Origin of the sequence: Anaerocolumna sp. AGMB13025, from assembly GCF_029689925.1 — a bacterium.
GTDB lineage: Bacteria > Bacillota > Clostridia > Lachnospirales > Lachnospiraceae > Anaerocolumna.
The window spans coordinates 4,845,938-4,862,445 of the sequence record NZ_CP121445.1 but is presented as its reverse complement, the minus strand read 5'-3'; the positions used below and the strand labels follow the sequence as shown (position 1 = coordinate 4,862,445).

General features: G+C 38.1%; 13 protein-coding genes. 11 read left to right on the top strand and 2 right to left on the bottom strand.

The genetic code is table 11. The features are described from left to right. Positions 1-224: 224 nt before the first annotated feature. Both QA584_RS20085 and QA584_RS20080 read left to right on the top strand, forming a co-directional pair. Positions 225-2,381, top strand: coding sequence for an ATP-dependent helicase (locus QA584_RS20085; RefSeq protein ID WP_278270891.1), 2,157 nt, complete (start codon positions 225-227; stop codon positions 2,379-2,381). A gap of 9 nt (positions 2,382-2,390) precedes the next feature. Continuing rightward, positions 2,391-3,308, top strand: coding sequence for an aminoglycoside phosphotransferase family protein (locus QA584_RS20080; protein ID WP_278270890.1), 918 nt, complete (start codon positions 2,391-2,393; stop codon positions 3,306-3,308). Positions 3,309-3,382: 74 nt separating this feature from the next. Here QA584_RS20080 and QA584_RS20075 read toward each other — a convergent pair whose 3' ends face one another. Both QA584_RS20075 and QA584_RS20070 read right to left on the bottom strand, forming a co-directional pair. Continuing rightward, a complete protein-coding gene (locus tag QA584_RS20075; protein WP_278270889.1) occupies positions 3,383-3,586 on the bottom strand; it encodes a hypothetical protein in 204 nt (67 codons plus the stop codon). A 591-nt stretch (positions 3,587-4,177) separates the two neighbouring features. Continuing rightward, positions 4,178-5,068, bottom strand: a complete 891-nt coding sequence (locus tag QA584_RS20070; protein WP_278270888.1) for a helix-turn-helix domain-containing protein — start codon at positions 5,066-5,068, stop codon at positions 4,178-4,180. A gap of 197 nt (positions 5,069-5,265) precedes the next feature. Here QA584_RS20070 and QA584_RS20065 point away from each other — a divergent pair, with 197 nt between their 5' ends. The 9 genes from QA584_RS20065 (at position 5,266) to QA584_RS20025 (ending at position 16,283) form a co-directional block, all read left to right on the top strand. Beyond that, a complete protein-coding gene (locus QA584_RS20065) occupies positions 5,266-6,216 on the top strand; it encodes a nucleotidyltransferase (protein WP_278270887.1) in 951 nt (316 codons plus the stop codon). A gap of 24 nt (positions 6,217-6,240) precedes the next feature. Beyond that, entirely contained in the window at positions 6,241-9,117 is a 2,877-nt protein-coding gene (uvrA, locus tag QA584_RS20060; RefSeq protein ID WP_278270886.1) for an excinuclease ABC subunit UvrA, read from the top strand. 787 nt (positions 9,118-9,904) lie between these two features. Further along, positions 9,905-11,263 carry an amidase family protein gene (locus tag QA584_RS20055; RefSeq protein WP_278270885.1) on the top strand — a complete coding sequence of 453 codons (1,359 nt, stop codon included), beginning with the start codon at positions 9,905-9,907 and terminating at the stop codon, positions 11,261-11,263. 225 nt (positions 11,264-11,488) lie between these two features. Beyond that, the gene (locus QA584_RS20050) at positions 11,489-12,139 is read left to right on the top strand and encodes a TetR/AcrR family transcriptional regulator (RefSeq protein WP_278270884.1); all 651 of its coding nucleotides are present in this window, start codon (positions 11,489-11,491) and stop codon (positions 12,137-12,139) included. A 17-nt stretch (positions 12,140-12,156) separates the two neighbouring features. Then, the gene (locus QA584_RS20045) at positions 12,157-13,359 is read left to right on the top strand and encodes a hypothetical protein (protein ID WP_278270883.1); all 1,203 of its coding nucleotides are present in this window, start codon (positions 12,157-12,159) and stop codon (positions 13,357-13,359) included. Between the two features lie 389 nt (positions 13,360-13,748). Next, complete coding sequence (locus QA584_RS20040; RefSeq protein ID WP_278270882.1) at positions 13,749-14,186, top strand: LytTR family DNA-binding domain-containing protein; 438 nt, start codon at positions 13,749-13,751, stop codon at positions 14,184-14,186. A gap of 31 nt (positions 14,187-14,217) precedes the next feature. After that, on the top strand, positions 14,218-14,664 hold the full coding sequence (locus QA584_RS20035; protein ID WP_278270881.1) for a DUF3021 family protein: 447 nt from the start codon (positions 14,218-14,220) through the stop codon (positions 14,662-14,664). Positions 14,665-14,667: 3 nt separating this feature from the next. Then, positions 14,668-15,567: an ABC transporter ATP-binding protein gene (locus QA584_RS20030; protein WP_278270880.1), complete on the top strand. Its 900-nt coding sequence runs from the start codon at positions 14,668-14,670 to the stop codon at positions 15,565-15,567. Further along, entirely contained in the window at positions 15,567-16,283 is a 717-nt protein-coding gene (locus QA584_RS20025) for an ABC transporter permease (RefSeq protein ID WP_278270879.1), read from the top strand. The genes QA584_RS20030 and QA584_RS20025 overlap by 1 nt, the downstream gene beginning before the upstream one ends. The last annotated feature ends 225 nt before the right edge of the window (positions 16,284-16,508 follow it).

Here is a 16,508-nt window from a genome sequence, read left to right as displayed (position 1 = left end):
TCACCATGAATTAGTGCCACGAATAGACTTAGCAATTTAAATAATTTACAGTCCTACGAGGAGACTCCTTAGTTTTTGGATTAATCTTCCTTATGAGTTTGGGATATCAAATTACTCTTTACATATTGAAACATATGTTTGTATATGTTACTATTAATGATAACTAAGATAGTTCAAGAAATAGTTATGCTTAAAACGGCAATTGCGTTGCGGGAGGTATCAAAGTGGCAGATTCTATTATTAACGGATTAAATGAAGAACAAATACAAGCAGTAACATCCACAGAAGGATATATCAGGGTCATAGCTGGTGCAGGTTCCGGTAAAACCAGGGCACTGACCCACCGGTTCTCCTATCTTGTGAATGAATTAGGTATAGCGGCAGCCAATATTTTATGCGTTACCTTTACCAATAAGGCAGCCAATGAAATGAAACGAAGAATCCGCACTATGATAGGCGATGATGATACCGGTTATATCTGTACTTTCCATGGTTTTTGTGTACAGGTGTTAAAGGAGGATATCCACATACTTCATTATCCAAAGAATTTTCTTATCCTTGATACGGAGGATGTGACTTCCATACTTCATAAGATTTTTGAAGATATGGGGCTTAATTCTAAGAATTATACCTTTAGTACCATTACGGATATGATTGCGGCAAGGAAAGAAAGAGAACCTTATCTTTTTGATATATTAAATACGGATAATAATGATTTAAAAGATAAATTTAATGATGCAAACAGCAAAGAAGATGCTATCTTTTACCGCTATCTGTATGAACAGAAGAAGTGTTTTGCCCTGGATTTTGATGATTTGATTAACTATGTGCTTTACATATTTGAACACCATGAAGACATTAAGCTAAAATGGCAGAAAAAGTTAGAATATGTTATGGTAGATGAATTTCAGGATGTTAGCCCAAAGCAGTACAGCCTTTCAAAGATACTAAGTGGATATCACCACAATCTGTTTATTGTAGGTGACCCGGATCAGACCATTTACTCCTGGCGCGGGGCTAATGTGGAGTTTATTCTGAATTTTGATAAGACCTTTCCGGCGGTTAAAACCATTATCATGAATAAAAATTATCGCTCCACCCCTAATATTATCAATGCATCTAATTCTTTAATTGAGAAGAATAAGCGACGGATTGATAAAAGCCTGGTACCCGTAAAGCAGATTGATATACCGGTTATTTATAACCACATGAAAACCACGGAAATGGAAGCGGAGTGGATAGCTGCCCAGATTAAGCTGATTGCAGAGAGCGGTCGAAAACTTCGGGATATTGCTATATTATACCGGTCACATTTTGTATCCAGAAGTTTTGAAGAAGTTTTTATTAAGGAAGAGATTCAATATACCATTTATAGTGGGATTGAGTTTTATAAACGGAAGGAAATTAAGGATGTATTGTGTTATCTGAGAATGATAAGTTATTCCGATGACATTTCCTTTCACCGGATTGTCAATGTACCAAAGCGCAATATCGGGGAAAAACGCATGGCGTTTCTAAAGGAATACGCAGAACGTAAGGAGTGTTCTCTTTATCAGGCGTTATTTGACAATCAGGAGGATAGTCTGTTTAAGAAGACTGGAGCCGGGGATTTTATCTTTCTGGTGGAAAAATATAAACTGTTGTATGAAGATATGAAAATCTCAGAACTGCTGTCAGATATCCTAAACGACAGCGGTTACGAAGCACTCCTTCGGACGGACGGAGAACAGGAAAGGCTTGATAATCTGGCGGAACTAAAGCAGTCTATCTTTGAGTATGAAAATTCGGCGGGAGAGGAATGTTCCCTGGCAGATTATCTAGAGAAAATTTCTCTTTTCACTAATCTGGACCAGAAAGAAAATTCAGATTCTGTACAGCTGATGACAATCCATACGGCAAAAGGGCTGGAATTTCCTTATGTGTTCGTATGCGGCTTAAATGAAGGGATATTTCCCAGTAAGCACATTGATACGGCGGATAAGATGGAGGAAGAAAGACGCCTTGCTTATGTAGCCTTTACCAGAGCGGAGAATGCATTGTTTTTAAGTGATGCGGAGGGCGTTAATTATGATGGCTCTTACCGGTATCCCTCCCGATTTATTTTTAATGTGGAGAAGACCTATGTAAATTATATGGTGGAGTTAGAGGGCAGACTGGCAAGTGATGCGAGAAGTTATATTGAACTGAATGAGAAGAAGCTGGAGCTAAACGGCAAAAGTTTAACCATAAATGACCTGGTTATGCATCATGTTTTTGGTAAAGGAAAAATAGTTGAGGTTAATCGGGAAAATTCCTCTTATATCATAAAGTTTGATGCTATGGAAACTACCAGAAATATCAGTTTTAAAATTATATTGGAACATATCGGTCATGAAGAATGAGAGGTAGGCATGTATTATTTTAAAGAGGAGATAAACGGACAAAATTCCTGGGCAAAGGTTTTTCAGAGTACGAAAGCCTTTCAGGATTTGGCTCAGGCTATATTTAAAAAAGAAGGAATTACCTTAAGGGAGGAGATACAGAATCTGACTCCCGGAACCAACGCGGTTTTTAAAGCAGACCACTATGTAATCAAAATCTTCGCACCGGAGGAATCCGGTTTTGGTACTAAGTTTGATTATAATACCGAACTATCTGTTATGGAACACATAAAGGGGAAAGGAATAGCAGCCCCGGATCTGATAACTTATGGAACTATGAAGGATAAATACCTGTTCCATTATATCATAATGGAGTATATAGACGCAAAAGAGGCGGGAGATTGTCTCACGTCCTTTCACAGGGAGCAAAAAATCCGAATTGTAAAACAGTTACAAACTATATTGAAAGATCTAAATCAGACAGCGGACCACCTGTTAATAAAAAAAGATTTACAAAAGCAGGCAATTGACAATCCTCACTTAAAGGGATTGGCGGATACCTTAAAACTTGATTTGGCGGATTGTGTCAGAAATCAGGAGATGGATTTCTGCTGTCTGGTTCATGGGGACATTACCGGTGAGAATGTATTGATTACTACGGAAGGCAGAATCATTCTGATTGATTTTGCTGATTGCACCCTTGCACCTGCTTATTATGAACTTGGACCTATTGTATTTGAACTTTTTCGGGGAGACAGAGAATACATATCTGAATTTATGGGGGATATAAAGAAAGAAGAATTTCTGGAGCAGCTGATGAAAGGACTGGCTTTACATGAGTATTGCGGCAATTTGATTATAGATTATCTAACCAGACTTCGTATACCTTATGAAAATGTAAAGAGTTTAGAAGAATTAAAATGTATTATCAGTCAGAATATATTTTAGTGGTTAATTAAAACAAAACCATGGGCGAATGACTGCAAGAAAAGAAAGCAGCCATACGCCCTTTTACGGTGCAATTATTCCGGTTTTTTCAGAGCCTTCTTTTTAAAATGATCAATCGTGCTTAAACATATAATTGCAAAGACCAGCATAGCAAAAAATTCTATTATTCTGATGGCTTTTACGTCTGGTGTAAAATGTACAAGACCTAAAGCTAACAGGAAGAAAATTATTAAAAAAATAAATTTCATAACTAAAAACTTAACAAATATTTTTTCCATGTTCATTCTTTCATGCAGTTTAAAATCGGTATTTAATTGGTTTGCAGCTGCATTTATGTCCTTTCTTTATTCTATCTCAATTTAAACCCGGGAAAGTTCTTAAAATAAAAATAAGAATGCTACAAGTATAATAAGCTCTACCTGATTTCTATGTATTATATCATAACTCGATTTCAAAGACAAATGAGCAATCCATAAAGCTTCTGCCATATCATATAATTATATTCTAGTTCCTGATCTATTACAATGTCATAGCGCATTTTGTTACATGAATGGACCCTAAGACATCATAAAAGAGCTTAAGACATCATAAAAGAGCTTAAGACATCATAAAAGAGCTTAAGACATCATAAAGAGCGTAAGACCTCATAGAAGAGCTTAAGACCTCATAAAAGAACCTAAGGCCTCATAGAAGAACTTTAGATCTCATAGAAGAACCTAAGAACTCATAAAATATTATTCTATGACAAACAGCATATCGTATGTCACAACCAGAAAATATAATTAGACCCCTGTGTATTAGAAATTTAACCTTATGTGTTTAAACGTTAATAAATGACTTTTAAATGGTAGTAACTAGTAATTATACCATCAAATCATTGTAATAGGAAAATATAAATCACACTCACAGTATTGCTTATTACATTTTGAAAAATCAATATATTCAAACCGGAAATCTTCCTTTAAATCAAACCTAAGGGTAGGTTTCCAGGTATTAACGACATAGTTCCAGATATGTTTCAGTGTTTTTGAAGAAATTTCCTCCGGCCGGTGAAGACCCATGTAGGTAAAAACCCCGTATTTGTGAGGTTTAATATGTTTTATCTTCATGCCAGGAGGTATGATACTATTCCCATCAACCTGAATGGAGGGTTGATAAAGGGTATATGGGCAGGACTGTGAGAAAATCGATGTATATCCGATATAAATATCTTTATTCACCGGATTCGCAATGCGGTTACTGTGTTTCGTATAAAAGTCAACACCATGCAGATTGGAGGTCTGATTATTCAGATTATCTTCTATATTTACTTCATATTCCAACCCGGCAATGGTAAAAGCCGGTAATACAGTGATGCTGCGGAAGAATATCAATGCTTCTCCCGACTGATTCATAAAATCGGCATTAAAGTGGTCTAAAATCTGTAGGGGAGTAGGGTTTTTGCGCCATTTTGCAGGAGAGGTCTTAAATTCCTCTTTAAATACCCTGTTATAGGTGCGTTCGCAGCCAAAAGAGTATTTTGAGGAAATAAAGTTAATCGTATTCTGTTCTCTGATTAAATCACTTAAGGAAAGAGCAATTCTTCTTCTGCGTACATATTCCATCAGACCGGTTAAGGTTGCCCCTTTCCAGATCCGGAGCAGATGAAACTTTGTTATATTAACATTCTCAGAGATATTATCCAGATTCAGTTCTTCTAACAAATTAGCTTCAATGTATTCTGTTGTTTTCTTTATGATTTCCAACAAATAATTATCCATGATTTACCTGACCTCAGCAATTTTTGTCCGCTTTTTGTAAAATAGTATAGTATAATTATAGCACATGAACCGATAAAAGAACAAGTGTTTTGTTTTTTGGACGTTAAATTTGTAACAGTAAATGAAAAAGACTGGTTATGATACAAATATAGAATGGTCCCTGTATGGTCTTTAAGTCGCTGGCAGGTGAGACCAAAGTGAGAGTTAATGATAGGCTGAAAGGAATGAAGGACATGGATGAACTACAGCAAACCAAACTTAAGAAACGTTATATGGCTGCGGTTGACAGCTTTATTGAAAAAATTAAGATTGACCCTAATGTCATAGCCGTCATTGTGTGCGGCAGCCTTGCCTACGATGTGGTCTGGGAGCGCAGCGATATTGATATGAACGTAGTCGTCAGAGATCAGGTATTAAAAAATGATTCTTACTGTATCCTTGAAGATGACATTCTAATCAATGTAAGCCTTTCAACAAGAAGTGATTTTAAGCGGAGTATGGAAAAGATGAAAGGAGGTTCCTTTGGACAATCCTATTTTTCAAAAGGAATCATGCTGTATTCCGCCGATGACAGCCTGCTGGATTATTTTGAAGAAATGAAACAGATGGGTGCAGACGATATTGCAGATACCGTCTTTAACTTAGCATGTGAGCTGGTTCATACCATCGATAAAATTAAAAAGTGGCTGTATGTAAAAAAGGATACGGTCTACGCTCAGTACTACCTGCTAAGATCAGCCCAGGTCGCAGCCAGTATGGAAGTCTGTCTTCATCATGAACCTCCTACCAGGGAGGCGATACAAAGAGCCTTGACATTAAACCCAAAGTTGATAACTCCTTTATATCAGGACGCGATGTCACATATCCTGGATGAGTACGAAATAGAAAAAGATTTAAGCTTGTTAGAAGAGTTTTTAAAGAATCATCTGGAACTGCTGATGGAACCGGTGCTTGCATTTATGTCAGATCAGCAGATAAAAACAGTAACACTGATAACAAAGCATTTTCATCTGGAAAGCCATTATATCGTCGGTATCTTTGATTATCTGGCAGAGATGGGTCTGCTTGAGAAGGTATCACAAACCATAAGAATAACCCCAAAAAGCAGACTGGCAGTGGAAGAGCTGGGGTATTTATATATTCCGTAAGGTGCCTTAGAAAGGAGTTTCGCTATGTCTGTACGAACAAGTATTGAAATATCCGGAGCAAAGCAGAATAATTTAAAGAATATCTCGGTTGAGATTCCAAGGGATAAGATGACCGTAATTACCGGTGTATCCGGCTCCGGCAAATCCTCCCTGGCCTTTGATGTCATATATGGAGAAGGGCAGAGGCGCTTTTTAGATTCCATATCAACCTTTGCAAAAAGCCGTATCAGTCAGCTAAAGAAAGCCAATGTAGATTATGTAAGAGGATTGTCCCCTGTCATTGCCATTGAACAGAAAAAAGTGAATAACAACCCCCGGTCGACGGTAGGAACAGTAACGGATATCAGTGATTATTTAAGACTGTTATTCTCAACTGCCGGTAAAGGTAGCTGTCCTGAATGCGGCAAACCTTTAAAACAGTTATCCGCAGCTCAGATGGCGGAACATATATCAACTCTTCCTGTCGGAACGGTAGTAGAGCTTCGGGCACCGGTTTATAAAATCTATGGGGAAGATTATAGTTACACCTTTGAACAGTTAAGGAATAAAGGATATAAAAACCTTTTGGTAGACGGGGAACCGTTTTCCCTGGCTGAAAAAAAAGAACTGGATGAGACGAAAACCTATACTATGGAACTAGTCATCGACCGCTTTACCCTTAAGAATGATAACTATATCCAGATAGCGAAATCTATAGAAGCCGCCATGTTATCCCTTGAAGAAGATATTATGATTAAGATTGAGGTCATCGGTGGGATAGAAGAATCCTTTTATGAAGGGTTTGGCTGTACGGGGCATCACTTTTTCCTCTGCGAGATGCAGCCCTTTCACTTTTCCTTTAATTCACCAGCCAGTGCCTGTCATACCTGTCTGGGAGTGGGACTGTCTTATGTGGTAGAACCCCGGTTTTTAATTGTGGCACCGGAAAAAAGTATCAATAAAGGTGCCCTTAAGAATACGGTATATAATACGAATGGGAAAGACAGTTACCGTACGGTTATGATGTACAGCCTTTCCCAAAAGTATGATTTTAGTTTGGATACTCCTTTTCATGAGTTATCAAAAGATATCTACGATATGTTATTTTATGGGACAAAGGGAGAACCGGTAACTATGGTACAGCCTCCATTTTCCCAGAAGAGGAACTGGATAACCGGAAGAGAAAGACCTTTCTGGGGATTTGTCCATGAATTGGAAAGCTGGTATAAGCACTATATACGCAAAACCTCCACCACCGAAGCCTTTGAGCCAAGTTTTATCAAAGACTGTATGATTGAGAAAATCTGTCCGGAATGTAACGGGGCCAGATTAAAAAAGCAGAGGCTTAAGATAACAGTAGGCGGAAAGAATATTGATGAATTAAGCAGAATGCAGCTGCCGGAACTATTACAGTTTTTAAATTCCCTGACCTTTGAAGAAGATATTAGGGATATTGCTGGTTCCATTATAAGAGAAATCTCTGTGAGAGTGAAGCTCTTAATTGAAATCGGTCTTCATTATATAGCTTTAAGCAGACGCAGCGATACCATCTCCGGCGGAGAAATGCAGCGGATTAAAATGTCTACTCAGATTAGCAGTGAACTGATGGGAATGTTATATGTAATGGATGAACCCAGTATCGGACTGCACCCAAGAGATTCCCACAAAGTCATTGATACCATGAAGAAACTGAGGGATATCGGCAATACCATTATTGTGGTAGAACATGATCTGGATACGATAAAAAGTGCGGACCATATTATTGAAATCGGACCAGGACCGGGAATTCATGGCGGTAATGTCGTTGCACAAGGAAACCTTAAGGACATCAAGAAAGAGAAGGGGTCTATAACCGGTCAGTACTTATCCGGCAGGGCATCCATAGCGGTACCCTCAAAACGCAGGAATTTAGGGGATGATTTTTTATCCATTCAAGGAGCAAGAGAGAATAATTTAAAGAATGTGGATTTAGACATTCCTCTGGGTGTCTTCGTGTGCATAACTGGTGTGTCCGGTTCCGGAAAAAGTACTTTAATCAATGAAATACTGTATAAACAGCTAAAAATAGATAAAACCAGTGCCAGAATAGTAGCCGGTGAACATGACTTCCTATTCGGTGCCAGTCTGATTAATAATGTAATTAATATTGACCAGTCCGCCATTGGCAGGAATTCCAAATCAAACCCGGCCACCTATATTGGGATATATGATAAAATAAGAGATTTGTTTGCTGCCCAGCCGGAGGCTAAGACAAAGGGGTATAAGGCCATTGATTTTAGTCTTACCCATGCAAATGGTACCAGGTGTGAACATTGTTCCGGTGATGGGATTATAGTTACCAACTTACAGTTTATGGCGGATATAGAAACCATCTGTCCAATGTGTAAAGGAATGCGTTTTTCCGAAGAAGGGCTGGAGATTAAGTATCATGGAAAGAGTATTGCCGATGTCCTGAATATGACGGTGGAAGAAGCCCTGGAGTTTTTTAAGGATAACACTTATTTAAAGCACAAATTAGGTATTATGAATGAATTGGGCTTAGGATATATGTGTCTTGGGCAGAGCTCCACGACCCTCTCCGGCGGAGAAGCCCAAAGAGTGAAGTTAGCCTATGAGTTAGCAAAAATCAAAAAAGGCGCTCACAATCTGTATATTTTAGATGAACCTACGACAGGGCTTCACCTCTTTGATATACAAAAGCTGTTAGACAGTTTAAATAAACTGGTAGACCAGGGGCATTCTGTTATTGTGATTGAGCATCATCTGGATGTGATAAAGTCAGCTGACTATATCATAGATATGGGCCCGGAGGGCGGTAATGAAGGCGGTTACGTTGTTGCCGAGGGTACGCCGGAGCAGATTACAAAGATAAAGGCTTCCCATACCGGAAGGTTTCTGTCCGAAGTCTTAACTGCTGTATAAGAATAAGAAGGCGTTACAAATTAGTATGGTTTTATAAAACTACATGCGTATGAACAGGGGTGGGAGTAGGCATGCAAGTGTTATAAATATAAAATGGCTGCTGCAAAATCTAAGTAGGAATTACTTAAGGGCAGGAGGCTGTTGCAATGAAAGTGTAAATCACTTGGAAGAGAATGGGTAATATCCATTTAGCCCCGAGTATGAAAATTTATCATTGCTGCAGCTATCCTCCCTTAAGTGCAAATTTTTACCCTACGATTTTGCAGCAGCCTTTAAAAATACGATATTCCAGCCGCGGGTGTACCTGTAATAATCCTGTATTGTTATAATCATGTTAACTCCCATCTGTGTGCGAAAGCACACATTCAAATCAAGATGTTGAAAAATCGCTTTTGTTTTTTCAACCTAACTCCCATCTGTGTGCGAAAGCACACATTCAAATCAAGATGTTGAAAAATCGCTTTTGTTTTTTCAACCTAACTCCCATCTGTGTGCGAAAGCACACATTCAAATCAAGATGTTGAAAAATCGCTCTTGTTTTTTCAACCTAACTCCCATCTGTGTGCGAAAGCACACATGCAAATCAGGATGAACCGAATCACCTCAATATAGTATATGATAAAATCAGCCGATTCTATACAAAACATAAGCTGTAATATGGAAAAGAAATAAATCCATAGAGTAATTACGCTATAACTGATTTTAAGCCGATGTGCGAACAATAACCTGTAATAGTTTCAGAAAATCATTGGTATAATTAAGTAAAAAGGAAAGGAAACCCTATCCTATGAACTTTCTGAATGAGTTAACTATATTAGAGCTTGCAATCCTGTTAAGAAATAAAGAAATATCCGCAAAGGAACTAGTACAACATTACATAAACCGTATTAACCAACTAGATAAAGGGGAACGGGGGTTAAACAGTGTAGCAGAGATTAATCCCGATGCTTTAAGCATAGCAGAGGAAATGGACAAAAGGGGTTTTGGGGGTTTTGGTTTGTTAGCCGGTATCCCAATTTTGATTAAAGATAACATTAACACTGCTGACTGCATGCATACCTCTGCTGGCGCTTATGCCCTGTCAGAAGCTTATGCCCCTTATGACGCGGATATCGTTAAGCTGTTACGGGCAAAAGGAGCAATCCTGTTGGGAAAAACCAATATGACCGAGTTTGCGGATTATATGACAAAGGATATGCCAAGGGGCTACAGCTCCAAAGGAGGTCAGGTAAAATCCCCTTATCAACGGACAGAGAACCCCTCGGAGTTTAGTTCTGGTTCGGCAGCAGCCGTGTCTGCTAATCTGTGCACCGCGTCAATTGGAACCGATACCTGCAATTCTATAGTAGCACAGGGGTTAAGAAACGGATTGGTAGGCTTTCGACCAAGTATGGGTTCCCTTAGCAGCCGTGGTATTTTACCAATTAGTTTCACTCTTGATACACCAGGTACTATGACCAGAACGGTAACCGATGCCGCTATCCTTTACTCAGAACTAACCAATAACCAGCTAAAGCTTAGTAATGTTATAGATTTAAATGATGTAACGGTTGGAATTAATGAATGGCGTAAAGCTGATCTGACAGAGGAAGAAGTACGAAAGACTGAAAAAATAATAAAAGAACTGGAGTACGCAGGTGCCAATCTCAAGCGGTGCCAATTAGCGGCGTCAGAGAATGTCGGACTGTTAATGAAATATGAGTTTAAATATGGGCTGAACCGCTATTTATCCGAGCTTCCGGAAGAGTTTCCACTGCGCACGTTAAAGGATATTATCAATTTTAATAAGGAACACAAGGAAATCGCTCTTCGATATGGTCAGAACTATTTAATTGATGCCGAGGAAAATACCTCGGGAACTTTAGAGGAATGTGCTTATCAGGATATACTCTCAGACAGGGCGGCTGCATGTAAGGAAGTACGCAGCCAGCTTATGAATATTGACGTCTGTATCATGTTAGTGAGAAATAATATACCTCATTATACCGGACTTCCCAGTATCACAATACCCTGTGGGTTATATGAGAACGGCATGCCTTTTGGAATTGTGCTGACCGCAAAAACAGATGCACAACTTTTAGGATATGCGTATGCCATTGAGATGATAGCGGGTCAGAGGGTGGATCCCCTCCCAGGTGAAGAATAGGAAACTTTAGATATACAGTATATGCTAGTACAAATTAATAAATTCATAGAAGGTAAAAATGTATGGTAAAAGTTAAACTTCTATTTAAAAGAATATAAATGAAAGTTTAACAAAAGTATTCATAAGTTTTTACAAAAACCGTATTGACAACCAGATAATCGAATCATATAATAAAGTAAACTTATAGTTTACTTATATACACTCATGTGCAAGAAAGGGATGACAATGGGAGCGGAAGAACGCAAGGAAAAAGAAAAAATCATAAGAAGAAATGATATTATAGAAGCAGCGGAACGGGTTATTTTTACTAAGGGATATAACCAGGCTACCATGGATGATGTAGCAAAAGAAGCTGAATTCAGTAAAAGAACCATATACGTGTACTTTAACAGCAAGGAACAGATCTATTTTGAAATCATGATAAAAGGTTACAGGTTGTTACTCAACCGGCTGATAAAAGATTTGCAGCAAAAGGATTGTAAGAATGCCCTGGATAAGATAAAACAGATTGCGGATACCTTATACCGGTTTTATCTGGATTATCCCAAATATTTTAGTGCTATTATGGAATATGAGAATACGGACATAGATTTTCAGGATACCATACCGGACAAATCCAGAGAAGAGTGTTATGCCATAGGAGAAGAGATTCTTAAATTCTTTACCGATGCCTTACGGGAGGGAATAAAGGACGGTTCGTTAAAACAGGATTTGGACGTAATAAAAACTGCCCTGGTGCTGTGGTCTTATATGCTTGGTGTATTTGGCACTATAAAGAAGAAGGAGAAGTATATACTGAATTTTCACAAAATAACCTCAGAAGAATTGGTATCAGAGGCTTTTAAGCTAATTCTGCTAACCATATCGGCAGATTAGGAAATGGAGGGAAACCTATGAAGGGAAAAAGCAAATTATATAAAAAACTACTATATTTTTGTTCCGGTTTCGTGATTTTAATTGTTGCAGCTTTTGCTGCTTTGTTAGTAATAGGCGGAATATTTGTAAAACCTGCCTATTTAAAGCCTTGGGATAAGGAATATACGAAACGCTTTGAAGATCCCAGAATAACTTTATGTTCTTATGGGCTTTTAGCTGCTAACGGTCATAATATGCAGCCCTGGAAGATTTTACTGGATAAGGCGGATAAGAACGTATTTTATCTTTACGCAGACAGTGACCGGTTAACAAAAGAGGTAGACCCTTATTCCAGGCAAATGATGGTGACCCAGGGAACCTTTTTAGAATATGTGGCAATAGGCGGTGAGAAGGAAGGATATGATACGAAGATAGACTTATTTCCTGAGGGGGATTACGAGGAGGAAAATCTTTCAGACAGCTTAAAGAAACTTCCCGTAGCTAAAATTACTTTGACAAAATCGAATCCATCCAATAATCCACTTTTTGATACGATGTTTCTAGCCGACACAAATCGTTCGGCTTATGAGAAAACCTCTTTAACAGAAGAGGAAGTTAGTCAACTGAATGGAATTAATACAGACCCTTCTCTGTCTTTGCAGATCTATAAAGATGAAGAGAATCTGAATAATTTAGGCAGAATAGCAATGGAAGGACTTACTGTAGAAGCAGGTGTAGACAGGGTTATGGAAGAATCGAATGTGATCTTTCGTGCCAATGAAAAAGAAAAGAATAAATACCGGTATGGATTTTCTGTGGAAGGGCAGGGTACTGAGGGAATTATGAAATATTTGATGCAGGGCTTGGTGACTTTGTTCCCGTCCTTTAATCAGGGTAGTGCTGCCTCAGATTTATATATCAAGTCTGGTAAGACTTCTGTTGATAATACCCCTGCCTATATTATAATTAAATCTAAGGACAACAGCCGCAGCAGTCAGGTGAAAAGCGGTATGCTTTACAGCCGGCTGATTGCTAAAGCCCATACTCTGGGATTGGTTACGCAGCCTCTGAGCCAGGCATTGGAAGAATATCCAGAGATGTCGGAAGTTTATAAAGAAATTCATAAAGACTATGGAACAAACGGAGCAACCATACAGATGCTAGTCAGAATAGGTAAGCCCACAAAGGATTCTCCTTTAAGCATGAGACAGGATATAATGGATTTAATAATAAAAGAGTAAGTTATTTCTGAAATAACCGTTAAAAAAGCCGTTTAATCCCAGCATTTCAATAAATTTACTTTAACGATAGAAAAACTGGAGGAAAGGATTGCTATTATAGGCATACCTTTCTTCCAGTTTTTGATTATACAGAAACGATTTACTGACAGAGAGTATCTAAACATAATAAGTCATAATAATTTTCTTTGTAACTTACCTCCTATATTTTGGCAGGAAACCGAAAGTCTCTTGAAATATTAAATTCATATAGTAAGATATAATTATAACCAGATCAGGCATTATAACACTTCAAGGTAAGAAAACCATAGTACTTAAGATGGGGAAGGGCAGCATGGTTGATAGTTATTGCTCACAGCCTGTAACGATTGATATCAGGGAAGGGGAAAGTCTTGAAGATTCAGATAGAAAAATCCGTAGATGTAAGGGAACCAGAAATAATAATAAAATGTAAAGAGGTCAATGAAGATATTGAAAGACTAATATCAGGTATTCAACTTCACTGTCATACCATTACCGGGAAGGTAGATGGTAAAACTCATTTTTTAAAGACCGAAGATATTTTATATTTTGATACCGTAGATGAAAAAGTATTTATTTATTCCAGTGACAAAATCTATGAGACTAGTTTAAGACTTTATGAAATCGAAGAAAAGTTTACAGATACCAGTATTATCCGCGTCAGTAAATCAGCTATTTTAAATCTGCTGAAGGTGGAACAGGTAATCCCTTTGCTAAATGGCAGAATTAAAGCAGAGCTTTCCAACGGGGAAGCAATTATAATATCAAGGCAATATATCCGCAATTTTAAAAGAAAGTTAGGAATTTAAACAGGTCAACGATAGGCAGAAAGGAGCCGTAATGAAAAACAGGATATTGATTAATTTTTTTGCAGGTCTGGTTATTTCCTATACCATTGAAGTATTGGTTATATGCATTGCAGTTATTTTGGATGGTAAGCAAGTTATGCCTGTGGCTATACTACTTGAGGCATTTGGACTGGCAGCCTGCTGTTCCCTGATCGGAGCAGTCTTCTCTTCTGAAAAACTAAGTTTCCTGGTGCAGGTAAGTGTAAGCTATTTATTTGCCTTTCTTGTAATTGTTATTTTTCTCTTGGGTTTTAAATGGTATGACTTAGGGGAGGGTTTATTAAAGGGTAAGTCCATGTTTGCTCTTGTTATTGGTTTATTTACCTTTTTTTATCTGATCATAGTGTTGCTTCGATTGTACTTTCAAAAGAAAAAAATGAAACTCTTGAATGAAAAGCTAACGGAATATAAAGAAAATATTAACAGGGGAGAGGGGTAAACTATGGGTTCTATATTAGAAGTTGAGAAGCTGGTGAAAAGTTATGCCGGCAAAGAGGTGCTTCACGGCGTAACCTTTCAGGTGGAACCAGGTGAGATATTTGCTCTCCTTGGTACGAACGGAGCAGGGAAAACTACCACCTTAGAGTGTATAGAAGGTCTGAAACGTTATGATAAAGGAATGGTAAGCTTTCATAATCAAAGGGCTGTGGCAGGGGCAAAACTTCATGCTTATATCGGAATTCAATTGCAGTCCACTGCACTGCCTGGTAATATTACGGTTATAGAAGCCTTTCGGTTGTTCTGTCTGGCCAATAAAGTGAAGGCAGATAAGAATTTATTGAACCAGTTTGGCTTAAAAGAGCTGGTTCACAAGCAATACAGCTTTTTATCCACCGGCCAGAAGAGAAGACTGCACTTAGCCCTTGCCCTGGTGCATAATCCGGATATCATATTTCTGGATGAGCCTACTGCAGGACTTGATGTGGAGGGTCAGGCAGCACTTCACGAAGAAATATTCCGGTTAAAAGCCTTAGGTAAAACCATACTTATTGCCTCCCATGATATGGCAGAGGTTGAAAAATTATGTGACCGTATTGCAATTATAAAAGAAGGCAGGATAGGATTTATCGGAAGACCGGAAGAACTAATACCCTCTTTTACGGACACAAAAGAAATTGCCCTAAAGACGGATAATCCCTGTCAATCTACAGAATTTACCTTCAGTAAATTTATAAAACGAAATAATGGATATGATTATTTTGAAACAGAAACTCTTTCTGAGGCTTTACTGGAACTGTTAAAAAGTTATAAAGAGAAGGATAATCACATTTTGGATATAAAAATCAACCACACCACATTGGAAGAAAAATTTCTGGAATTTTCAAGGGAGGAGCTTGTCTGATGGAGGTTTTTGCATATTCGGTGCTTTTACAATGGAAGATGAATTTAAGAAATAAAAGCATTTTGCTGGTTTATTACATGATACCCCTTGGCTTCTGGGCTTTTATGGGAGCTATATTTTCTTCGATTAACCCTATGATAAAAAGTGAGCTGACTCAGGTATTAACGGTAATTGCCGTATCAACCGGCGGGCTCCTTGGTGTACCGGTAGCTTTAAGTGAAGCCTATACCGTTGATATTAAAAAAGCCTATATAGCAGGCAATATTAAGCTGTGGTTTGGTGTGGTCAGTAATTTTATATCGGCGTTTCTTCATCTTAGCGTGGTGTGCGCTATTATTTACCTGTTAACGCCAATGGTTTTCCGGTCAGGAAAAATATCTGACCGTGCGGTTTATATTCTGTCACTGGCACTTTTTATGCTTACGTCTATAGCAGTGGGCAGTGTCATAGGTCTTTATGTAAAAGACCAGGGAAAATTAACGATTTATTCCCAGATTGTATATATGCCTTCCCTTATGCTCTCAGGCGTTATGTTTGACCCGGGTTTGCTGCCAAAAGCCTTTGAACTAGTACGTAAAATACTGCCCGCTACCTGGGGATTTCAGGCTATGAAAAGCGGGGAGCTGACCGTGCAGGAGATTCTGCCATTAATATTTATTTTGGGGATTTCATTGACTTTGATTGTTATTCGGCTGTTTCGTATAATAAAAGAATAAGAGAAGAAGTCTAACATATTTATTCATGTTAATTATATGAAAACGGTCAGGTAATAGGGGGAAATAAAAGCCAATGGATTTAAGTAAAATCAAATTATATATGAAATGACAGAAAATATAGGAATTAAATAATTGAATAATATTCCATAAGCCACAGAATATAAAGCAGTAAGTAGGTTCAGCATTATATTCTGTGGCTTATTTTGGTACTTTAAATCTGGTTTA